This is a genomic window from Bradyrhizobium oligotrophicum S58 (assembly GCF_000344805.1).
Taxonomy (GTDB): domain Bacteria; phylum Pseudomonadota; class Alphaproteobacteria; order Rhizobiales; family Xanthobacteraceae; genus Bradyrhizobium; species Bradyrhizobium oligotrophicum.
This window is the reverse complement of sequence record NC_020453.1, coordinates 5,983,597-6,006,097: the sequence shown is the minus strand read 5'-3', so window position 1 is coordinate 6,006,097 and position 22,501 is coordinate 5,983,597. Positions and strand designations below refer to the sequence as shown.

Sequence of the window (22,501 nt, the reverse complement as noted above, 5' to 3'; positions counted from 1 at the left end):
GAGCCGAGGACAGAGCGATGACTGGTGTGATCGACATCAAGGTGCCCGACATCGGCGACTTCAAGGACGTCCCGGTGATCGAGATTTTCGTCAAGCCGGGCGACAGCGTGAAGGCGGAGGATCCGCTCGTCGCGCTGGAATCCGACAAGGCGACCATGGAAGTGCCGTCGCCGCGCGACGGCATCGTCAAGGCCGTCGTCGTCAAGCTCGGCGACAAGGTGAGCGAGGGGGTCGTCATCGTCCAGTTCGAGGATGCCGGTTCGGCGCAGGCCGAGACGCGCCCCGTCGTCAGCGCGCCGCCGTCGCCGGTGAGTGCGCCGGCCGGAGTGGCCGAGGTGCGTGTGCCCGACATCGGCGATTTCAAGGACGTTCCGGTGATCGAGATTTTCGTCAAGCCGGGCGACAATGTGAAGGCGGAGGATCCGCTTGTCGCGCTGGAATCCGACAAGGCGACCATGGAGGTGCCGGCGCCGCTCTCGGGCACGGTGCGCGAGCTCAAGGTCAAGATCGGCGACAAGGTCAGCGAGGGCGCCATCATCCTGGTGCTGGCGACCGGCGAAGCGCTTGGGGCGGTGAGCGCGCCAGCTCCGGCGCAATCTGCGCCGGCAGCCGTGGCGCCCGTTGCCGCCGCCGATGACGCCGCTTTTGCGCTCGCCTACGCTGGTCCTGCGGTCCGCAAGCTCGCGCGCGAACTGGGTGTCGACCTCGGCAAGGTCAAAGGCTCGGGCAATCACGGCCGCATCCTGCGCGAGGACGTCGAGACGTTTGCGAAAGGCGGCGCCGCGCCGGCCAAGCCGCAAGCGGCCGCCAGCGCGGGCGGAGGCACGGGGCTCGATCTGCTACCCTGGCCGAAGGTCGACTTCGCCAAATATGGTCCGATCGAGCGCAAGGAGCTCGGCCGCATCAAGAAGATCTCAGCCGCCAATCTGCATCGAAACTGGGTGGTCATCCCGCACGTCACCACCCATGACGAGGCCGATATCACGGAGCTCGAACAGTTCCGCGTCAAAATGAACAAGGAGCTGGAGAAGAGCGGCGTGAAGCTGTCGCTGCTGCCGTTCATGGTCAAGGCGGCCGTCGCGGCCCTGAAGAAGTTTCCCGAGTTCAACGCCAGTCTCGACGGCGATACGCTGGTCTATAAGAACTACTGGCACATCGGCTTCGCCGCCGACACACCGAACGGCCTGATGGTGCCGGTGATCCGCGATGCCGACAAGAAGTCGATCCCCGAGATTGCCAAGGAGATGAACGACCTCGCGAAGCTCGCGCGCGAAGGCAAGATCAAGCCTGATCAGATGCAGGGCGGCACCTTCTCGATCTCCTCGCTCGGCGGCATCGGTGGCATCTACTTTACCCCGATCATCAACGCGCCTGAAGTTGCGATCATGGGCGTATGCAAGGGCTATTGGAAGCAGCATTCGGCCGACGGCAAGACCTGGACGTCACGGCTGACCCTGCCGCTGTCCTTGTCATGGGACCACCGCGTCATCGACGGCGCGGCGGCTGCTCGTTTCAACGTCCATTTCGCCACCGTGCTCGCCGATCTCCGGCGCGTGCTGTTCTGAGGACCGGCGATGGTGATGAGCAGGTATTTGACGGCATGTGCAGTGCTTGCCTCTCCCCGCGCGCGGGGAGAGGCCGGATTGCATCGCAGATGCAATCCGGGTGAGGGGGACTCTCCGCGCACCGTGCTCGCGGAGAGAGCCCCTCACCCCGACCCTCTCCCCGTGAAGGACGGGGAGAGGGAGCGCACTGCCGCCGACGTAGCGGCTCGACTCCTGCTCGCAAAGATGTGCGCGCCCACCGGAACGCCGAAGGAGACCACGGCATGGCTCAGCTGATCGACGTGAAGGTGCCGGATATCGGTGACTTCAAGGACGTGGCCGTGATCGAGGTACTGGTGAAGCCGGGCGAGACGGTGGCCGTCGATACCAGCCTCATCATTGTCGAGTCCGACAAGGCCTCGATGGAAATCCCATCGTCGCACGCCGGCACGGTCAAGGAGCTCTGGATCAAGACTGGCGACAAGGTCAGCGAAGGTTCGGTCGTCCTCAGTTTGGAGACGGCAGGTGTGACCGCCAGCGCAACACCGGCCCCGGCCGTTGCGCCGTCCGCCGTAGCAGCCGCGCCCGCGCCGATCGCCTCGTCCTACTCCGGCAAGGCCGACATCGACTGCGAGATGCTGGTGCTCGGCGCCGGACCGGGTGGGTATTCCGCGGCATTCCGCGCCGCCGATCTCGGCATGAAGACGGTGCTGATCGAGCGCTACGGCACGCTCGGCGGCGTCTGCCTCAATGTCGGCTGCATCCCGAGCAAGGCGCTGCTGCATACCGCCGCCGTCATCGATGAAGTGAAGCATCTTCCCGATCACGGCATCTCGTTTGGCGCGCCGCAGATTGATCTCGACAAGCTGCGTGCGTTCAAGGACGGCGTGATCAAGAAGCTGACCGGCGGCCTCGCCGGCATGGCCAAGGCGCGCAAGGTCGAGGTGGTGACCGGCGTCGGCAGCTTCGTCGATCCCCATCATCTCGAGGTCGCGACCGCGAGCGGCAAGACGACGATCCGCTTCGCCAAGGCGATCATTGCCGCCGGCAGCCAGGCGGTGAAGCTGCCGTTCCTGCCAGACGACCCGCGCATCGTCGATTCCACCGGCGCGCTGGAGCTGAAGTCGATCCCGAAGCGGATGCTGGTGATCGGCGGCGGCATCATCGGGCTGGAAATGGCGACGGTCTATTCGACGCTCGGCACGCGCATCGACGTCGTCGAGATGCTCGACGGCCTGATGCAGGGGGCCGATCGCGATCTCGTCAAGGTCTGGGAGAAGATCAACGCCCACCGCTTCGACAAGGTGATGCTGAAGACCAGGACCGTCGGCGCCAAGGCCACCGACGCCGGCATCGAGGTGAGCTTCGACGGCGAACAGGCGCCATCAGGGCCGCAGCTCTACGATCTCGTACTCGTGGCCGTCGGCCGCAGCCCGAACGGCAAGGCGATATCAGCCGACAAGGCCGGCGTCGTTGTCACCGACCGTGGCTTCATCAATGTCGACAAGCAGATGCGCACCAATGTCGCGCACATCTTCGCGATCGGTGACGTCGTCGGACAGCCGATGCTGGCGCACAAGGCCGTGCATGAAGGCCATGTCGCGGCCGAAGCCGCGCATGGCGAAAAATCCTACTTCGACGCGCGGCAGATCCCATCGGTGGCCTACACCGATCCCGAGGTGGCCTGGGCCGGCAAGACCGAGGAGCAGTGCAAGGCCGAAGGCATCAAGTTCGGCAAGGCGGTCTTCCCCTGGGCGGCGTCGGGCCGCGCCATCGCCAATGGCCGCGACGAGGGTTTCACGAAGCTGCTGTTCGACGCGACCACCCACCGTATCATCGGCGGCGGCATCGTCGGCACCCATGTCGGAGATCTCATCAGCGAGATCTGCCTGGCCATCGAGATGGGTTGCGAGCCGGCCGATATCGGCAAGACCATCCATCCGCATCCGACGCTCGGCGAATCCATCGGCATGGCTGCCGAGGTGTTCGAAGGGCATTGCACCGATCTGCCGCCGCAGAAACGAAAATAGCCGGACGTCCCGGACGTAGACCGAGTGAGACCAGGGAGAGAAGATACGATGTCTGCAACCACAACCGCCGCCGCGGCACCGAAGAAGCCGTTCTACCGGGTCCTTTACGTGCAGGTCCTGGTCGCCATCGTGCTCGGCGTCATCGTCGGCTGGCTCTGGCCGGAGTTCGGCAAGAACGAGTGGATCAAGGCGCTCGGCGATGGCTTCGTCAAGCTGATCAAGATGGTGATCGCGCCGGTCATCTTCTGCACCGTCGTCTCAGGCATTGCGCACGTCTCCGAAGTCAAGAAGGTTGGTCGCGTCGCCGTCAAAGCGCTGATCTATTTCGAGATCGTCTCGACGTTTGCGCTCGCGCTGGGGCTGATCGTCGGCAACTTCATCCAGCCGGGAGCCGGGTTCCAGGGCCAGAGCAACGCCGCGGCGGTCGCCAACTACGCCAAGCAGGCGAGCGAAATGAAGTCGGTCGACTTCGTACTCCACATCATTCCGGACACGGTCGTCGGTGCGTTCGCGCAAGGCGAGATCCTGCAGGTGCTGCTGTTCTCGATCCTGTTCGGGATCGCCCTGATGAGTCTCGGTGAGCGCGGCCACACGATGCGGGCCTTCATCGACGACGCGGCGCACGCGATCTTCGGCGTCATTGCCATCGTCGTGAAGGCCGCTCCGATCGGCGCATTCGGTGCCATGGCTTTCACCATCGGCCGCTACGGCCCGCAGGCGCTCGGCAACCTCGCCGGCCTGATCGCGACGTTCTATCTCACGGCGCTCACCTTCGTCGTGGTCGTGCTCGGCATCATCGCCCGCATCGCCGGCTTCTCGATCTTCAAGTTCCTGAAGTTCATCAAGGACGAGTTGCTGATCGTGCTCGGCACCTCCTCGTCCGAGAGCGCGCTGCCGCAGATGATGGAGAAGCTCGAGCGCCTCGGCTGCTCCAAGCCGGTCGTCGGCCTCGTGGTTCCGACCGGCTATTCGTTCAATCTCGACGGCACCAACATCTACATGACCCTGGCGACCTTGTTCATCGCGCAGGCGATGAACGTGCACCTCTCCTTCGGCGAGCAGATCACGATCCTTGTGGTCGCGATGCTGACCTCCAAGGGCGCCTCGGGCATCACCGGTGCCGGCTTCATCACGCTCGCCGGCACGCTCGCTGCGGTCCGCCCGGAACTCGTTCCGGGGATGGCGATCGTGCTCGGCATCGACAAGTTCATGAGCGAGTGCCGCGCGCTGACCAATTTGTGCGGCAATGGCGTCGCCTGCGTGATCGTCGCCTGGTGGGAGGGCGAGCTCGACCGCGACAAGCTGCGCGCCGCGCTCGATCAAGACATCGATCCGTCGGACATCGAAGTCGCCGTCACCACCGGTTAGCACTGATCGTCCGGGACTGGCATGGCCAGTCCCGGCTCCCCGCCAACACGCACGCGAGTTCGAGGACCACGATGGACCGGGACCTGAGAGACGCCGCCCTCGAATATCATCGCCTGCCGGCGCCTGGAAAAATCTCCGTGGTGCCGACCAAGGCGATGGCGACGCAGCGCGACCTGGCGCTGGCCTATTCGCCTGGGGTGGCCGAGCCATGCCTGGTGATCGCTGCGGATCCGTCGCAGGCGGACGAACTGACGGCGCGCAGCAACCTCGTTGCGGTCGTCACCAACGGCACCGCGGTGCTCGGCCTCGGCAATATCGGACCACTGGCAGGCAAGCCGGTGATGGAGGGCAAGGCCTGCCTGTTCAAGAAATTCGCCGGCATCGACGTGTTCGACATCGAGCTCGCCGAGACCGATCCGGACGCGCTGATCGACACCATCGCACGGATGGAGCCGACCTTCGGCGGCATCAATCTCGAGGACATCAAGGCGCCGGAATGCTTCTACATCGAGCAGAAGCTGCGCGAGCGCATGAAGATTCCGGTGTTCCACGACGATCAGCACGGCACCGCGATCATCGTGGCGGCCGCGATCCTCAACGGGCTGAAGCTGGTCAAGAAGGACATCGCCGACGTCAGGCTGGTGTGCTCGGGTGCGGGCGCCGCCGCGCTCGCCTGTCTCGATCTCATCGTCAGCCTCGGATTGCGGCGCGAGCACATCGTCGTCAGCGACGTGTTCGGCGTGGTCTATGCCGGCCGCGCCGAGGGCATGGACGACAACAAGGCGCGCTATGCGGTGGAGACGTCGGCGCGCAAGCTCGACGACATCATCGACGGCGCCGACATCTTCCTCGGCCTCTCCGCCGGCAATGTGCTGAAGCCGGAGATGGTCAAGCGGATGGCGCGCGATCCCTTGATCTTCGCCATGGCCAATCCGACGCCGGAGATCATGCCGCAGGATGCGCTGGCGGTGCGTCCCGACGCGATCATCGGCACCGGGCGGTCGGACTTCCCGAACCAGATCAACAATGTGCTGTGCTTTCCCTTCATCTTCAGGGGCGCGCTGGACTGCGGCGCCACCACCATCAACGACGCGATGAAGCTGGCGACCGTTCGTGCCCTGGCTGATCTCGCGATGACCGAGGTGCCGGAGGTGGTTGCGGCGGCGTACAAGGGCGAGGGGCTGCGCTTCGGGCGCGACTATCTGATTCCAAAACCGTTCGACCCGCGCCTGATCGAGGTCATTGCTCCGGCGGTCGCCAAGGCCGCGGCCGACACCGGCGTGGCCCGGCGTCCGATCGCGGACATGGCCGACTATCGCTCGAGGCTGGCGCGGTTCGTCTATCGCTCCGGCAACGCGATGCAGCCGGTGTTTGCGGTCGCCAAGGGGCACGGCAAGTCGCTGCTGCTGGCGGAAGGCGAAGAGGAGCGCGTGCTGCGTGCAGCCCAGATCATCGTCGATGAGGGGCTTGCTTGGCCGAAGCTGGTCGGCCGCCCGGCCGTCATCGAGGAGCAGATCAAGGCCTGCGGCCTGCGGCTCGCGCCGGGCCATGATTGCGAGATCCTCGATCCGCAGGATGAGCGCGTCTATGCCGAATGCGCGGAGCTGTATCACGCCCGGCGCGAGCGCGAGGGCGTTTCGGCTGGCCTGGCGCTGTCGGAGGTGCGCGGCAATGCCACGGTGCTTGCCTCGCTGCTGCTCACGCGCGGTGTCGGCGACGCCATGCTGTGCGGCGTCGTCGGCCGCACCGCCGATCATCTGGCCGTCATTCGCAACGTGATCGGGCTGCGCGATGACGTGAGGACGCTTGCGGTGATGCAGATGCTGATCCTGCCGCAGCATCAGCTGTTCATCTGCGACACCCACTACAATGCCGATCCCAATGCCGAGCAGGTCGCGGAGATCGCGTTGCTGGCGGCGGCTGCGGTCAGGCGCTTCGGCATCACGCCGCGCGTGGCGCTGCTGTCGCATTCGAGCTTCGGCAGCTCGGCCTCGCCCGAAGCGCAGAAGATGCGCCAGGCCCGGGTCATCATTCACGAACGCGCACCCGCATTGGTTGTGGAAGGCGAGATGCGCGGCGACGCTGCGCTGTCCCAGGCAGTGCTCGATCAGGAGTTTCCTGATTCTGACTTCGAGGGTCCCTCGAATGTGCTCGTCATGCCCAATCGCGATGCCGCCAACATCTCGTATAATCTGCTAAGGATGGCGGCAGGGCAGGGGCTCACCGTGGGAGGCATCCTGCTCGGCGCCGCCAAGCCGGCGCACATTCTGACGCCATCGTCCACGGTCCGGCGCATCGTGAACATGGCGGCGGTCGCGGTGGCAGGCGCAGCGGTGCCGAAGACATGATGCATCAGGAGTGATCTGGGCGTCACTCCGCCGTGCCACGGTCACGCTGGGAGAGGTTTGATGATGGCCGTCGCGCAGTCAGGTGTTCCGCGAATCGTGATCGTCGGCGGCGGTGCCGGCGGATTGGAACTTGCGACGAGGCTCGGCGACAAATACGGCCGCAAGGGCAAGCTCGACGTGACCCTGGTCGAGCGCAACCGCACCCATGTGTGGAAGCCGAAGCTGCATGAGATCGCCGCCGGCAGCATGGACATCTCCGCGCACGAGGTCGACTATCTCGCCCAGGCCTATTGGCACGGCTTCCACTACCGCATCGGCGACATGATCGGCCTGGATCGCGACAAGCGCGAGGTGCTGGTGGCGCCCTATCTCGATGCGGAGGGGCGCGAGGTCACGCCGCAGCGGACCTTCCCCTACGACGTGCTCGTCATCGCCATCGGCAGCCAGAACAACGATTTCGGCACGCCCGGTGTCGTCGATCACGCCATCAAGCTGGAATCGCAGCGCGACGCCAGCCGCTTTCGCGAGCGCATGATCAATGCCTGCATCCGCGCCCATTCGCAGTCGTCGCCGATCGCTCTGCACCAGCTGAAGGTCGCGATCATCGGCGCCGGTGCGACCGGCGTGGAGCTTGCCGCAGAGCTGCATCGCACGACGCGGGAGGTGGTGGCTTATGGCCTCGACCAGGTCGATGCCGAGAAGGATATCAAGATCACGCTGATCGAAGCCGCGGGCAGGGTGCTGCCGGCATTGCCGGAACGGGTCTCGCGTGAGACCGAGAAGCTGCTCGCAAGGCTCGGCGTCGAGGTCCTGGTCGGCGCCAAGGTCGCCGAGGTCGGGGCTCAACAGGTGAGTCTTACCGATGGCCGCGTCATCCCGGCCGAGCTGATCGTCTGGGCCGCTGGTGTCAAGGCGCCCGACTTCCTGAAGGACATCGCCGGGCTCGAGACCAACCGCATCAACCAGCTCGTGGTCAGGCAGACCCTGCAGACCACGCGCGACGAGCGGATCTTCGCGATCGGCGACTGCTCGGCCTGCGCGTGGGGCGAGCGCGGCAACGTCCCGCCGCGGGCGCAGGCGGCGCACCAGCAGGCCTCCCACCTCTACAAGCAGATTCCGCGCTTCATCAGGGGCGAGCCGCTGGCGGACTACCGCTATCACGATTTCGGCTCGCTGGTGTCGCTCGGCGAGTTCAGCACGGTCGGCTCGATGATGGGCGCGCTGGTCGGCGGCAATCTGGTGTTCGAAGGCCTGTTCGCGCGGATGATGTATCTGTTGCTGTACAAGATGCACGAATACGCGCTGCACGGTTTCGCCAAGGTGACGCTGGATACGCTGGCGCGCCTGATCACCCGCCGCACCGAGCCGCACGTCAAGCTGCACTGATGAGCGGCCGCCTCGCTATCGACGTTTGCAACGGCCCTGCTTCCTCCACACGGGGCCGCCATCCCGTTGCATTGCGGCATTCCCGGCGGCGGATTTTGCTGTCGCCTATTCCCAGGCGAGACCCTAGACTTGCGGCACATCGACTTGGAGCGCGGCCGGCGCCCCATCATACGCCGAGGATTGCCCTGGTTCAGGAGATGACGGACGTTCCATTCCGGATCGGCCTCGAGGGACAGCCCGACATCGCCGCGGTGGTCCCCGGCCGCGCGGGTTGGCTCGTTCGTGGCCTGCTCGCGGTCGCGCTGGTCGGGGCGGCGGCGTGGCTCGGCTATGCGATCGCGTTCTCCCGCGGCCTCGATCAATTGCATGCCGCGGCTCAGCAGCGGCTGGCCGTCGAGGCTGCGCAGCTCGACGGCTACCTGCTGCGGTTCGAATATCTGCCATCGCTGCTGGAGACGTCGCCCGACGTTTACCGGCTGCTCGGCACGCCCGATGATCGTGCGCTGCAGCAGAACGTCAGCCTGTACCTGAAGTCGATCAACCTGCTGGCCGGCGCCGACAACCTCTACGTCCTCAGCGTCGCCGGTGATGCGCTCGCCGCCGCCGACTTCGACCAGCCGGGCACGCCGGTCGGCAGCAACCTGTCCTACCGGCCCTATATGCGCCAGGCGCTGGCGACCGGCCGCGGCGCCTTTTTCGGCATCGGCATCACCAGCGCGCGCGCCGGCTACTATCTGTCCTATGCGGTCAAGCGCCAGGGACAGACGATCGGCGTCGCCGTGGTCAAGGTCAACCTCGATGCCTTCGAGCGCGAGTGGCGCAACCGTGGCAGCGACATGGTTCTGGTCGACGCCCGCGGCGTCACCATTCTCGCCTCGCGCGACGAATGGCGCCTGCGCCCGCTGACGCCGCTTTCGGTGGACGCGCTCGAGGAGATCGCGACGTCGAAGCCCTATGGCAGCTCCAGCCTCGAGCCGCTGGGCTGGGCGTTCACGGAGACCGCGGATCGCGGCGGCCGGGTGTCGACCGGGCGCGGCGCGGACTACAGCGTCGACGAGCGTCCGCTCAACGGGCGGCAGTGGCGGCTTCTGCTGCTCGACGACGAGACGCCGGTCAGGCGAACCGCCTTCATCATCGGCGCGCTGTCCGGCTTCGCCAGCATCGCAGCGCTGCTGGCGCTCGGCCTGTTCGCGCAGCGCCGCAACGAGATCAGGCAGCGGCTGGCGAGCCAGGCCGCCCTGCAGGCCGCCAATGACAGGCTCGAGATCCGGGTGCAGGAGCGCACCGCCGAGCTGCGCGCCGCGCAGGACGAGCTGGTGCATGCCGGCAAGCTCGCCGTGCTCGGCCAGATGTCGGCCGGCCTCGTGCACGAGATCAATCAGCCGCTGGCGGCGCTGCAGACCACCGCCGACAATGCCATTCAGTTCGTCGATCGCGGGCTGATCGGCGAGGTCCGCGGCAATCTCGTCCGCATCGGCGAACTGGTCCGCCGGCTCGGCCGCCTGACCAGCCAGCTGCGCGTCTTTGCCTACAAGTCGAATGAGCCGCTCGACGCCGTGTCGGTCGAGCAGGCGCTGTCGGAGACGCTCAAGATCCTCAGTGGGCGGGTCAAGGACGGCGGCGTCGAGCTGACCATCGATCTCGCGCCGGGTCTCCACGTCACCGCCGATCAGACCCGGCTGGAGCAGCTGTTCTGCAACATCGTCGCCAACGCGCTGGATGCCGTCGACGGCGCCGCGCAGCGCTCGATCCACATCCAGGCCGTGCGCGAGGACGGGCCGGCGGCGCGGTGCCATGTCGCCATCAGCAACAGCGGTCCCGCGATTGCGCCCGAGGTCCTGCAGCGCCTGTTCGAGCCGTTCGTCACGACCAAGCCCGCCGGCAAGGGACTCGGTCTTGGTCTCGTGCTCGCCAATCATATCGCGCGCTCGTTCGGTGGCGAGCTGCAGGCGAGAAATCTCGAGCCCTCCGGCGCCGAATTCGTCGTGCTGCTGCCGCTGGCTGATTGACGAGGGGCATCGCATGAATCCTGTCCAGCCGGTCGGCGTGATCTATGTCGAGGACGATGACGACGTGCGCATCGGCGCCGTCCAGGCGCTCGAACTCGCCGGTCTCCCGGTCACGCCGTTCGCCTCGGTGGAGGCTGCTGGCGCCATCGTCCGCGCCGACATGCCGTTCGTGGTCGTGAGCGACGTGCGCCTGCGCGGCAAAAGCGGCACCGAATGGCTGTCCGAGCTGCACCGGCTCGACCCGGACCTGCCGGTCATCCTCGTCACCGGCCATGGCGACATCTCGATGGCGGTGCAGGCGATGCGCAACGGCGCCTATGACTTCATCGAGAAGCCGTGCTCGTCCGAGCAGCTCGTCTCGGTGGTGCGCCGCGCGCTCGACAAGCGGCGTCTGACGCTGGAAGTGCGCGCGCTGCGCTCCGCGCTTGCTGATCGCCAGGGCATCGAAGCGAGCCTGCTCGGGCGCTCGCCGCAGATCCAGGAGGTGCGCCGGCTGGTATCCACCCTGGCTTCGACGAATGTCGACGTCACGATCTATGGCGAGACCGGCACCGGCAAGGACGTCGTCGCGCGCTGCCTGCACGCCCACAGTGCCCGGCGCAGCGGCAACTACGTGCCGGTGAATTGCGGGGGCTTGCCGGAGTCGCTCGTCGAGAGCGAATTGTTCGGGCACGAGGCCGGCGCGTTCACCGGCGCCACCAGGCAGCGGATCGGCAAGATCGAATATGCCCATGGCGGCACGCTGTTCCTCGACGAGATCGAAAGCATGCCGCCGAGCGTGCAGGTGAAGCTGCTGCGGGCGCTGCAGGACCGCTCGATCGAGCGCGTCGGCTCCAACAGACCGGTCGCGGTGGATTGCCGCGTGGTGGCGGCCAGCAAGGCCAATTTGTTCGAGCTCAGCGAGCAGAAGCTGTTCCGCGCCGATCTGTATTATCGCCTCGGCGTCGCCTTCATCGAGCTGCCGCCATTGCGCGAGCGGCGCGAGGACATCCCGATCCTGTTCGAGCATTTCACGCTCGAGGCCGCCCGACGCTTCGAGCGCGATGCGCCGATCGTCGACGACGCGACGATGTCGCTGCTGCTGACCTATGCGTGGCCCGGCAATGTGCGCGAGCTGCGCAACGTCGCCGACCGCTTCGTGCTCGGCGTGCTCGATCGCAGGGCACTCAGCCGATCGGTCGCGGGATCCTCCGAGCTGTCGTTGCCGCGGCAGCTGGAGAACATCGAGCGCTCGATCATCGAGGACGCGTTGCGGCGCAAGCTCGGCGACGTGCAGGCGACCGCTGCGCTGCTGGGCATCCCGAAGCAGACGCTGTACGACAAGATCAAGCGGCTCGCCGTCAAGGTCGACAGCATCCGCGAGGGCGCGCCGGTTCGGACGGGCTCCTGAGAGCCGCGCCGGGTGTCATCAGGTATCCGGAAGGAGGCCGTTCTGGAGCCTGACTCCGACGATCGCTACGATCGGTGGCGCGAGCTTGCTGCGTTGAAGGCGAGGAACGAACCTTGCCGAAGGTTCGTTGAATGACCATGACAGGCAAGGACACCCGCGACCTGCGCTCCGGCGCCTATGATCCCGTCAGCAAGGACGGGCTGCCGCAGCCGCAACAGGTGAAGGACAAGACGACGCCCCACCAACAGGAGCAGTGGGGCGCCGACGTCCGCGCCGAGCCCTTGCCGGGCACCGAACCGGTGCTGCCGGAAGGGCTCACGCGACAGCGGCAGGATCCACTCAATCCACGCACAGGCCGCCGCGAGACCAAGTAGCGTGTCGCGGCGGCGCGCAGGCTACTTCGCCGCGATCACCATGATTTCGACCGTGTATTGCGGCGCTGCGAGCCCGGCCTCGACCGTGGCGCGGGCCGGTGTGTTGCCGGTGGAGACCCAGCCGTCCCAGACGGCGTTCATCTCGCCGAACGTCTTGATGTCGGTGAGATAGATCGTCGCCGACAGCAGCTTCGACTTGTCGGTGCCGGCCTTGGCGAGATGGCCGTCGATGATCGAGAGGATCTCTTCGGTCTGTTTGGTGACGCTTTCCCCGGCCGTCTTCTGCGCGACGACACCGGCGAGATAGACGGTATTGCCGTGAACGACGACCTGGCTCATGCGCGGGCCGATTTCGAAACGCTGGATGGACATCGAAGAGCTCCTCAAAAGGTAATTCGGGGCCTCTCCCTAGCGCGTGCAACGCGGCGGCGCCAGTCGCCTGCGACATGCCGGATGCGCTTCGTTCACCACATTCCGCTGACCACGGCTGATGCGACCTGACGTTGTCGCAGCGGGCGGGCGCATACGGAGGGCGGCCTTTCTCTTTCTTCGGTTGACAACGCCTTGTCGCGATGCGGCGAAAGTTGCCCATGGCTGAGGCAAAGCCGGGGCGTTTTCCGCGCTTGCACGGATATTTGAGACATGAAACATTCCCCGCGAAGTTCCTTTTTGAGGATGGCGGAGGGGCGTGATGCGGAAACGGTTGATGCTGGCGGCGTTGGCAGCAATGGCTTTGGCGAGCAGTGCGGAGCCGACATTTGCACAGCAGACGATCCGCGTCGGCTGGACCATTCCGGCGGAAGAATCCAAGTACTGGATGATGAAGCGGCCGACCGAATTTCCGGATCTCGGCAAGACCTACAACATCGAATGGACCCAGTTCCAGGGAACGGCACCGATGACGCAGGCGCTCGCTGCCGGCGCGCTCGATTGCGCGACGCAGGCGCCGCTGTCGCTGGCCAACGGCGTCGTCGGCGGCGGGCTCAAGGCCTATATCGTCGCCCAGCACGTCTACGAGAAGCCCGGCGGCTTCTCGGTCTATTGGGCCGTCAAGGACGACTCGCCGATCAAGACCATCGCGGATCTGAAGGGCAAGACGGTCGGCATCTCCGTCATCGGCGGCGGCACGCAAGGCCCGTTCAACATGCTCCTGAAGCAGGCCGGGCTCGATCCGGCCAAGGACATCAAGCTGGTCGAGGTCGGTTTCGCCGTGTCCGAAGATGCCCTGCGCCAGGGCCGCGTCGATGCCGTCAACATGAACCAGCCCTTCGCGGCACGCGCCGAAGCCAAAGGCGGCACGCGCAAGCTGTTCCAGCTGTCGCAGGCGATGCCGAACATCGTGCACATCCTCGAGGCCTGCCGCGCCGACTTCGTCGACAAGAACCCGGACCTCGTGAAGGCCTATGTCCGCGACATCACCGCCGGCATGAAGAAGGCGCTCGCCAACCGTGACGAGACCTTGAAGGTGGTGTCGGAGGTCATGAAGGCGCCTGTCGCGGTCATCGACACGTATCTGCTGAAGGACAATGATTTCGGCCGGGATCCGGTGGCGGCGCCGAACTTCGAGGCGATCCAGAAGATGCTCGACATCTATGCCGACACCGGGATGCTGCCGAAGCTGGACGTCGCGCAGTTCAAGCATCCCACGATCGTCGCGCCGATCCAGTAGCAGGTGGCGCGTGCGCGGAGCCCGTTGTCGATGAAGAAGCTGCGCTCGCGCGTGACGGTGGAGGGGCTCGATCGCGCCCCGCACCGGGCCTTCATGCGCGCGATGGGGCTGGACGATGCCGACATCGCGAAGCCGATGATCGGCGTCGTCAGCCAGAAGGGCGAGCAGACGCCCTGCAACATGACGCATGATGTCCAGGTCGAGGCGGCCAAGACCGGCATCTCCGAGGCCGGCGGCACGCCGCGCGAGTTCGCGACGATCTCCGTCTCCGACGGCATCAGCATGAACCATGAGGGAATGAAATTCTCTTTGTTCTCGCGCGAGCTGATCGCCGATTCGATCGAGGCCGTGGTCCACGGCCTCGCCTACGACGCGCTGATCGGCTTCGGCGGCTGCGACAAGACCTTGCCCGGCGTCATGATGGGCATGGTCCGCTGCAACGTGCCGTCGATCTTCATCTATGGCGGCAGCGCGCTGCCCGGCAAGTATCAAGGCAGGACGCTGACGGTGCTCGATTCCTACGAGGCTGTCGGCAGCTACATGACCGGCGAGATCGACGCGCAGACGCTAGAGGGCATCGAGCTGTCGTGCCTGCCGACCATCGGCGCCTGCGCCGGGCAGTTCACCGCCAACACCATGGGCATGGTGTCGGAGGCGATGGGCCTGTCGATGCCGAACGTCTCGATGATTCCCGGCGTCTACGCCGAGCGCGACCATGTCGCGCGGCAGGCCGGGCGGCTGGTGATGCAGATGCTCGCCAACGGCGGTCCGCTGCCGCGCGACATCGTCACCCGGAAGGCCCTGGAGAACGGCGCCGCCATCGTCGCCGCGACCGGCGGCTCGACCAACGCCGCGCTGCATCTGCCGGCGATCGCCAACGAGGCCGGCATTCGCTTCACGATCGACGATGTCGGCGAGGTGTTCGCGCGCACACCCCTGATCGGCAATCTCAGGCCGGGCGGCAAGTACACCGCCAAGGACGTCTACGACATCGGCGGCGCCGCGGTGGTGATCCGCGCGTTGATCGAGAGCGGCCATATCGACGGCAATTGCCTGACGGTCACCGGCCGGACGCTCGCCGAAGAATATGGCGCAGCCAACGCACCGGACGGCGAGGTCGTGTTCCATCCGACCAAGCCAATCATGGCCGATGGCGGCGTCGCGGTGCTCAAAGGCAACCTCGCGCCGGATGGCGCGGTCATCAAGGTCGCCGGCCTCAAGAGCCTGGTGTTCGAGGGGCGCGCGCGGGTGTTCGAGGACGAAGAGGCCTGCGTCGCTGCGGTACGTGCCCGAAACTACGCGGCAGGCGAAGTGCTGATCATCCGCAACGAGGGCCCCGTCGGTGGCCCCGGCATGCGCGAGATGCTCGGCGTCACCGCGCTGATCTACGGCCAGGGCATGGGCGAGAAGGTGGCGCTGATCACCGACGGCCGCTTCTCCGGCGCAACGCGGGGCATGTGCATCGGCTACGTCTCGCCGGAAGCTTTCGTCGGCGGTCCCTTGGCGCTGGTGCGCGACGGCGATCCGATCCGCATCGATGCGAAGGCGCGCACGCTCGATGTCCGGATCGACGAGAGCGAGCTTGCCGTCCGTCGCGCCGCCTGGTCGCAACGCCCGCCGCGGCATCGCGCCGGCGCGCTGGCGAAATATGCGAAACTGGTCGGACAGGCTCCGCTCGGCGCCATCACGCATGACGGTCCGGCCGAATGGCCCTGGTTCGATCAGGAGCAGCAATGAGCCGCGAGCAACGACGATTGGCAGAGTTCTTGCTAATCTCTCGACCGTTGGCGTTGTCGTCCCCTGGGGAGCGTCTGAGCGTGCTGCATCGGAAAGAGAAGCGGACATGGGCGTGACCCCGATCCGGCCAGGTCAACTCGCGGGCGTTCCGCTCGGCCGCGGCCCGGCCGAGCCGATCATCGAGATCGATCACGTGTCGCAGGTGTTCAAGACCTCGTCGCGTCGCGACCATACCGCGCTGTCCGATATCTCGCTGAGCGTGGAGGAGGGCGCGTTCGTCTCCATCCTCGGTCCTTCCGGATGCGGCAAGTCGACCTTGCTCTACATCGTCGGCGGCTTCGTCAGTCCGACCAGCGGCACCGCAAAGATGAAGGGCAAGGCGATCACGGGGCCGGGCCCCGATCGCGGTCCCGTGTTCCAGGAGTTCGCGCTGTTTCCCTGGAAGAGCGTGCTCGGCAACGTGATGTACGGTCCGCTGCAGCAGGGCATGAAGCCGGGGAAGGCCGAGACCCGCGCGCGAGCCTTGATTGCCATGGTCGGCCTGACCGGCTTCGAGAAATTCTATCCGAAGGAGCTCTCCGGCGGCATGAAGCAGCGCGTCGCGCTGGCGCGCACGCTCGCTTACGGGCCTGAGGTGCTGCTGATGGACGAGCCGTTCGGCGCGCTCGACGCGCATACGCGCACGCGGCTGCAGAACGACCTTCTGGAGATCTGGGAGCGCGACCGCAAGACCGTATTGTTCGTGACGCATTCGGTCGAGGAGGCCGTGTTCCTGTCCGACAAGGTCGTGATGATGTCGCGCTCGCCCGGCTGCATCCGCGAGGTGATCGACATCGATTTGCCGCGGCCGCGCCGCCGCGAGGAGCTGTTGCTCGACCCGCGCTATCAGAAATACATCGTCGACATCGAGCGGATGTTCGACGATTCCGGTGACAACGAGCTGCCGTCATGAAAGGCCTGTTGAAGCCGCTCGCGCCGGTGCTGGCCTGCTGCGGCCTGCTGTTGGCGTGGCAGCTCGCCTCGCTCGGGCTCAAGAACGACAGCTTTCCGACGGCGCTGGAGTCGCTGCGCGCCGTCCCGCCGATCCTGTCCGACAAGGACGCGCTGATCAACATCCTGGCCTCGCTGCGGCGGATGGCGATCGGCTTTGCGCTGGCGCTCGCGTTCTCGATTCCGCTCGGGCTGTTGATGGGGCGCAGCCGGTCGACCGCCGCCTTCTGCAATCCGCTGCTGATGCTGATCTACCCGGTGCCGAAGGCGGCGCTGATGCCGATCATCATGCTCTGGCTCGGCGTCGGCGACATCTCCAAGACGCTCGTGATCTTTCTCGGCGTCAGCCTGCCGGTGATCTATCACAGCTTCGAGGGCGCCAAGGCGGTGGAGGAGAAGATGCTGTGGTCGGGCGCGGCGATGGGCCTGTCGGCGGGGGAGCGTCTGCTGCGCATCGTGTTGCCCGCCGCGCTGCCGGAGATCCTGACCGGCTGCCGCACCGGCCTCGTGCTGGCGCTGATCACGATGGTCACGAGCGAGATGATCGCGCGGCAGTCCGGCGCCGGCAACATCCTGTTCAATGCGCTCGACATGGGCCAGTACGACACGGTGTTCGCGATGATCATCATCATCGGCGCGATGGGCATCTGTCTCGATGCGGTGTTCGAAGTCATCCGCGGCTGGCTGGTGCGCTGGTCTGAGCCGCAGTTCGACATGCCCCTGAGCTTCTCATGATGACCACGCGCACCACCAACGAGCTATTGCTCGGAGCCGCGCCGATCGTGCTGGTCCTGCTGCTGTGGCAGGGGCTGGTGTCGTATGGCTATGCGCCTGCCACGCTGCTGCCGCCGCCGGGACAGGTGTTCCAGCGCATGGCCCAGCTTCTCACGAGCGTGACCTTTCAGCAGGACATCGCGGCGACGCTGTTCCGGCTGTTTGCAGGCTTCGCGATCGCGGTCGTCATCGGCGTCGCCGCGGGCATTGCCGCCGCCGTCAGTCCACCGGTCAACGCCGTGATCAGGCCGATCGTCCGCGTGCTGGCGCCGCTGCCGAAGGTCGCGCTCTATCCGGCCTTCCTGCTGCTGCTCGGCTTCGGCCACGAATCCAAGATCATGCTGGTGGCGGCGGACGCGCTGTTTCCGATCCTGCTGTCGACCTATTACGGCGCCACGACCGTCGAGCAGAAGCTGATCTGGTCGGCGCTCGCGGCCGGCACGCCGCCGCGCGACGTGTTGTGGAAGGTGGTGCTGCCGGCGGCGATGCCCTCGATCCTGACCGGCTGCCGCATCGGTCTCGTCATCTCCTGCATCGTGGTGTTCCTGGCGGAGATGATCACCTCGACCGACGGGCTCGGCCATGTCCTGGTGACGGCCGCGCGCACCTTCCAGGCGGTCGATATGTTCGTGCCGCTGATCACGATCTCGCTGCTGGGGCTGATCCTCAACGGCCTGCTGCAGGGCCTGCGCGCTTATCTGCTGCGCGGCTTCCCTTCGGTCTGATAAGAACGCGTACAAGAATCGGGAGAACGACCATGCTGGCGGATCGCATCGAGGCGAAGTGGATCGACGCATTCTGCGAGATCTTCGAGCGCTGTGCCGTGAAGTCCGGCGACACCGCCGCGATCCTGTCGGAGACGCAGTCGCGCGCGCTCAACGTCCATCTGGCGGAATTGGCGCTGCTGCGGATGGGCGCGCGGCCGTTCCATGTCGTGGTGCCGACCCCGCGCAACCGCCATCCGGTGCCGGTGCGCTCCACCGGCGCGTCGGAGGCGATCGGCAAGCTCGGACCGGTGGTGACCGCCCTGCAGCAGGCCGGCTTCGTCGTCGACTGCACCATCGAAGGCTTGATGCACGCGGTGGAGACGCCGGAGATCCTGAAAGCGGGTGCCCGCATCCTGGTGATCTCGAACGAGCACCCGGAGGCGCTCGAGCGCATGGTGCCGGATTCAGCGCTGGAGAAGCGCGTGCGCGCCGCCGCGAAGATGCTGCGCGGCACGAAGCGGATGCGCGTGACGTCGCAGGCCGGCACCGATCTCGACGTCATCATGGAGGGCGCCTCCACGGTCGGCGTGTGGGGCTGGACCGACCGCCCCGGCACGCTCGCGCATTGGCCGGGCGGCATCGTCGTCAGCTTCCCCAAGAGCGGCTCCGTCAACGGCACCATCGTGATGGCGCCGGGCGACATCAACCTCACCTTCAAGCGTTATCTCTCCTCGCCGGTGACGATGACCTTGCGCGACGACTACGTCACCAACTTGGAAGGCGAGGGGGCCGACGCCGCGATGATGCGCGCCTATCTCGCCTCCTGGGGCGATCGCGAGGCCTATGCGGTGTCGCATGTCGGCTGGGGCATGAACCCCGGCGCCCGCTACGAGGCGCTGACGATGTACGACCAGCGCGACACCAACGGCACCGAGCTGCGCGCCGTGCCCGGCAACTTCCTGTTCTCCACCGGCGCCAACGAATTCGCCGGCCGCTACACCGCCGGCCATTTCGACCTGCCGATGATGGGCACCACCATCGAGCTGGATGGCATCGCCGTGATCAAGGACGGCGTGCTGCAGGACGTGTTCGGGTAGTCGCTTATCGGGGGTGCGTTCGTGCAGGTGCCGTAGCGGCAGTGTGCTCCCCTCCCTCTTGCGGGGAGGGGTTGGGGGTGGGGGTCCACACGCTCCGAACTTCGTTGTGAGTCCCTCTGCTTTCAACAGTTGGAACGCGCAGGGTCGGCCACGCGGTCGGCGCGACCGGCGGCAAAGCTGAAGAGCCCCTCAAATCGAGCACGACTCGTGGACCCCCACCCCCGACCCCTCCCCGCAGGGGGGAGGGGAGCCCACCGCCGTCGCGGCAACAGGTCAGGCCCAATGACGACGCGCGCCACGAAGCCGACCCCGCCTCTCCATTGCTTCTGAAAAAAATAAATCTCTTGCGCTTTTACAGAAATCGTGATCTTCTCTCGCCATCCCGCCTCACCGCAGAGGGGCGTTGCGCGCGATCGTCACGACACGCGAGGTGGGGATGCGATGGCCGCGAGAGCTCGCAGCATGTCCTTTGGATGTGCGGACGAACGGGCGCTTGCGGACGGTCAAGTCGCGTGGTCCTGGCCTCCCGACGCTGAGGTCAAGTTCGCACTGGTGCTGATGCATCACGCGGATGACGGTGGCCAACAAGCCCGGCGCACCGAGGAGATCGCGAAGCAGCCGTAAGCCCGTCGCGCAGGGAATGCCGGTTGATCGGCACCACCTGTGGTACCTGCCGCCTGCATTCTTGTTCGCAGGCGGGCCATGGGTGAGGCCTTCACCCGGCATTCCCTGCGCCCTCTGCATTTCAAGAGGGACATGTTCGATGCATGACTCGGGCGAGATGCGCCGCGAGACTGTGGTGTCACGTCTTGCGCTGTTTGAGATGTGAAGAGACCTGTCCACAGGGACGGTGCCGTAGGGTGGGCAAAGCAGCCGCCCGCAGGGCGGTCGCGTGCCCACCGTGTATCCGCGCGAATGGTGGGCACGGCGCGCGAGACGTCGTCACGATGCGGCGACAGCGTGGCGCGCCTTTGCCCACCCTACAGCTGCGCCTCTTCAATCCATCACCGGCGGCCGGGCCAACTTGAAATGGCGGAGCATCTCGACCAGCGCGCCGAGCCGTTGCTCGCGATAGGCTGCGACATCCATCCCGGAATAATCGAGGAAGCCGGCGCCGGTGCGCAGGCCGAGGCGGCCTTCCGCCATGTTCTTTTCGATCACCTCGGGCGCGCGATAGCGGTCGCTGCCCAGCGCGCCTTCGAGATAGCGGCTGGCGTAATAGAGAATGTCGCCGCCGCCCCAGTCGATGAATTCGAGCAGGCCGAGCACCGCGTAGCGGAAGCCGAACCCGTAGCGGATCGCCTTGTCGATCTCCTCGGCGCTGGCGACGCCTTCGCCGACCATGCGCGCCGCCTCGTTCATCGCGAGCGCCTGGATGCGCGGCACGATGAAGCCCGGCGTCGCAGCGCAGACCACCGGCACCTTGCCGATGCCTTCGAGCAGCGCCTTCAGCCGTACGGTGACATCAGGATCGGTCGCCTTGCCCGGCGAGATCTCCACCAGCGGGATGAGATAGGCCGGATTGAGCCAGTGTGCGTTGAGGAAGCGTTCGGGGCGTTCCACGGCGCCGGAGAGGTCGTCGACCAGGATGGTCGACGTCGTCGAGGCGATGATGACCTCGGGCGCGACCGCGCGCGATGCCGCACCCAGCACCTCTCGCTTGAGGTCGACGATCTCCGGCACGCCCTCGAACACCAGCGTGGTCTTCGCGAGCACATCGTGCCTCGCGCCGGCCGGCGCGACGTCGATCTTGCTCATCAGCCTCTCGGCATCGGCCGACTGCAGCAGGCCCAGTCGCGCCAGCGTGGCGAACGTGGCGCTGATCTCGCCGAGCGCCTCGCTCTGCAATGTCGCGAACGCCTCCGGCGTGCGCGCCTTGATGTCGATCATCGTGACGGGATGGCCGGCATAGGCGAAGGCCGTGGCGATGCCGCGGCCCATGCGGCCGGCGCCGAGGCAGGCGATGTGACCGCGGGCGCTCATGCGGCAGATCCGTCGCGGAGCAGCGCCTGCAGCGCGGTCCGATCGAGGCCGCCGAGGCCGAGACTGGAAAGAGTTCGCCCGGTCGCCATGAAATCCTCGCCGCAGATCGCGCCGCCAATCGCGAGAAAACCGCGGGCGAGCGGCGTCGATGTGCCGGTCAGCTCGGCGGCCGAGATCAGCAGCGACAGGCCGAGCCGCAAATCCTCGCGCATGTAGCGATGCTGCGTCAGCACCAGCTGCTCGCGCCAGTCACCGGAATCGGTGAGCCGGTCATGCGAGCCGCGGCCATACATCCAGATCTCGCCGTCCCTCGCGTAGTGATGCGCGAGCGGGAAATGCGGCGCGCCGTAGCCGAGCGCCTCGCGCACCGCGATCCGCTCGGCGTCGAGCGCATCGGTGACGCGGCGGATCGAGGCTTGCGTGCCCTCCTTGTGGATGTCCCAGCGCTCGAAATGCTCGATCGGACCTGCATTCATCACGATCAGCGGCGGATGGATGATGCAGCCGGCATTCATCAGTGCGCCCGACAGCGCGTCACCGCACGGCTCGATCACGCCGGGAAACGCGCGGCCGATCACCGCGAGCGCATGCTCCGCCGTCCTCAGGGGAAACACGCCGACCGGGAGCCGCTTGGCGCGGATGGTGATCGCGACCTCGAACGGACCGTGCTTGCGCGTCAGCCACGGCAGGGTGCCGGTCTCGGCGTAGCTGACGACAGCCTTGTTGCCGGCGTCGCGGGCGGCGGCTGCAAAGATCATCGTGCCGAACGTGGCCGGCGGCAGGAACACGACCTGGCCGTCGGTCAGATGCGGCGCCAGCTGCTTCGCAATGTCTGCTTGCGCAAAGGCCGGCGCGGGGCAGAGGATCAGCTCGGCGCCACGGACGGCCTCGCCGATGTCGGTCGTGACCAGCGCGAGCCTGACCTCGTGGCGGCCATTGACGTCCTTGACGATGATGGTCGAGCCCGCCGCCCGGTGCTGCGCCACGGCGTCCGCATCGCGTCGCCACAGCCGCACCTCGTGTCTCTGAAGCGCGAAATCGCCTGCGGCCGCGAACGAGCCATTGCCGCCGCCGAGCACTGCTATTTTCAAGATC

General features: G+C 66.3%; 17 protein-coding genes. 14 read left to right on the top strand and 3 right to left on the bottom strand.

The features are described 5' to 3' along the window. Positions 1 to 17: 17 nt before the first annotated feature. From S58_RS25970 to S58_RS25935, 8 genes are all read left to right on the top strand, one after another. Entirely contained in the window at positions 18 to 1,565 is a 1,548-nt protein-coding gene (locus S58_RS25970; protein ID WP_015668366.1) for a dihydrolipoyllysine-residue acetyltransferase, read from the top strand. Between the two features lie 263 nt (positions 1,566 to 1,828). Further along, a complete protein-coding gene (gene lpdA / locus S58_RS25965; RefSeq protein ID WP_015668364.1) occupies positions 1,829 to 3,574 on the top strand; it encodes a dihydrolipoyl dehydrogenase in 1,746 nt (581 codons plus the stop codon). 48 nt (positions 3,575 to 3,622) lie between these two features. Then, positions 3,623 to 4,942 (top strand): dicarboxylate/amino acid:cation symporter, encoded by a 1,320-nt coding sequence (locus S58_RS25960; RefSeq protein WP_015668363.1) that lies wholly within the window; start codon positions 3,623 to 3,625, stop codon positions 4,940 to 4,942. A gap of 71 nt (positions 4,943 to 5,013) precedes the next feature. Further along, positions 5,014 to 7,290, top strand: coding sequence for an NADP-dependent malic enzyme (locus S58_RS25955; RefSeq protein WP_015668362.1), 2,277 nt, complete (start codon positions 5,014 to 5,016; stop codon positions 7,288 to 7,290). Positions 7,291 to 7,353: 63 nt separating this feature from the next. Next, a complete protein-coding gene (locus S58_RS25950) occupies positions 7,354 to 8,676 on the top strand; it encodes an NAD(P)/FAD-dependent oxidoreductase (RefSeq protein WP_042340940.1) in 1,323 nt (440 codons plus the stop codon). 197 nt (positions 8,677 to 8,873) lie between these two features. Continuing rightward, complete coding sequence (locus tag S58_RS25945; protein ID WP_015668360.1) at positions 8,874 to 10,685, top strand: sensor histidine kinase; 1,812 nt, start codon at positions 8,874 to 8,876, stop codon at positions 10,683 to 10,685. A 13-nt stretch (positions 10,686 to 10,698) separates the two neighbouring features. Further along, the gene (locus S58_RS25940; RefSeq protein WP_015668359.1) at positions 10,699 to 12,075 is read left to right on the top strand and encodes a sigma-54-dependent transcriptional regulator; all 1,377 of its coding nucleotides are present in this window, start codon (positions 10,699 to 10,701) and stop codon (positions 12,073 to 12,075) included. Positions 12,076 to 12,212: 137 nt separating this feature from the next. Further along, a complete protein-coding gene (locus S58_RS25935) occupies positions 12,213 to 12,449 on the top strand; it encodes a hypothetical protein (protein WP_042340938.1) in 237 nt (78 codons plus the stop codon). A 21-nt stretch (positions 12,450 to 12,470) separates the two neighbouring features. On the opposite strand, the gene S58_RS25930 is transcribed toward S58_RS25935, so the two are convergent. Continuing rightward, positions 12,471 to 12,821: a RidA family protein gene (locus tag S58_RS25930; protein WP_015668357.1), complete on the bottom strand. Its 351-nt coding sequence runs from the start codon at positions 12,819 to 12,821 to the stop codon at positions 12,471 to 12,473. Between the two features lie 319 nt (positions 12,822 to 13,140). On the opposite strand from S58_RS25930, the gene S58_RS25925 reads away from it, so the two are divergent. The 6 genes from S58_RS25925 to S58_RS25900 all read left to right on the top strand — a co-directional run bounded on the left by S58_RS25925 (position 13,141) and on the right by S58_RS25900 (position 19,423). Beyond that, a complete protein-coding gene (locus S58_RS25925) occupies positions 13,141 to 14,118 on the top strand; it encodes an ABC transporter substrate-binding protein (protein ID WP_042340219.1) in 978 nt (325 codons plus the stop codon). Between the two features lie 30 nt (positions 14,119 to 14,148). Then, positions 14,149 to 15,855: a dihydroxy-acid dehydratase gene (ilvD, locus tag S58_RS25920; RefSeq protein ID WP_015668355.1), complete on the top strand. Its 1,707-nt coding sequence runs from the start codon at positions 14,149 to 14,151 to the stop codon at positions 15,853 to 15,855. A 106-nt stretch (positions 15,856 to 15,961) separates the two neighbouring features. Next, positions 15,962 to 16,807: an ABC transporter ATP-binding protein gene (locus tag S58_RS25915; protein ID WP_015668354.1), complete on the top strand. Its 846-nt coding sequence runs from the start codon at positions 15,962 to 15,964 to the stop codon at positions 16,805 to 16,807. Continuing rightward, a complete protein-coding gene (locus S58_RS25910; RefSeq protein ID WP_015668353.1) occupies positions 16,804 to 17,580 on the top strand; it encodes an ABC transporter permease in 777 nt (258 codons plus the stop codon). Before S58_RS25915 ends, S58_RS25910 begins: the two co-directional genes overlap by 4 nt. After that, the gene (locus S58_RS25905; RefSeq protein WP_015668352.1) at positions 17,577 to 18,344 is read left to right on the top strand and encodes an ABC transporter permease; all 768 of its coding nucleotides are present in this window, start codon (positions 17,577 to 17,579) and stop codon (positions 18,342 to 18,344) included. The genes S58_RS25910 and S58_RS25905 overlap by 4 nt, the downstream gene beginning before the upstream one ends. 32 nt (positions 18,345 to 18,376) lie before the next feature. Continuing rightward, positions 18,377 to 19,423, top strand: a complete 1,047-nt coding sequence (locus tag S58_RS25900; protein WP_015668351.1) for a M29 family metallopeptidase — start codon at positions 18,377 to 18,379, stop codon at positions 19,421 to 19,423. Positions 19,424 to 20,419: 996 nt separating this feature from the next. Here S58_RS25900 and S58_RS25890 read toward each other — a convergent pair. After that, positions 20,420 to 21,406 (bottom strand): 3-hydroxybutyryl-CoA dehydrogenase, encoded by a 987-nt coding sequence (locus tag S58_RS25890; RefSeq protein WP_015668349.1) that lies wholly within the window; start codon positions 21,404 to 21,406, stop codon positions 20,420 to 20,422. Then, positions 21,403 to 22,497 (bottom strand): NAD/NADP-dependent octopine/nopaline dehydrogenase family protein, encoded by a 1,095-nt coding sequence (locus tag S58_RS25885; RefSeq protein WP_015668348.1) that lies wholly within the window; start codon positions 22,495 to 22,497, stop codon positions 21,403 to 21,405. Before S58_RS25885 ends, S58_RS25890 begins: the two co-directional genes overlap by 4 nt. Positions 22,498 to 22,501 lie beyond the last annotated feature (4 nt).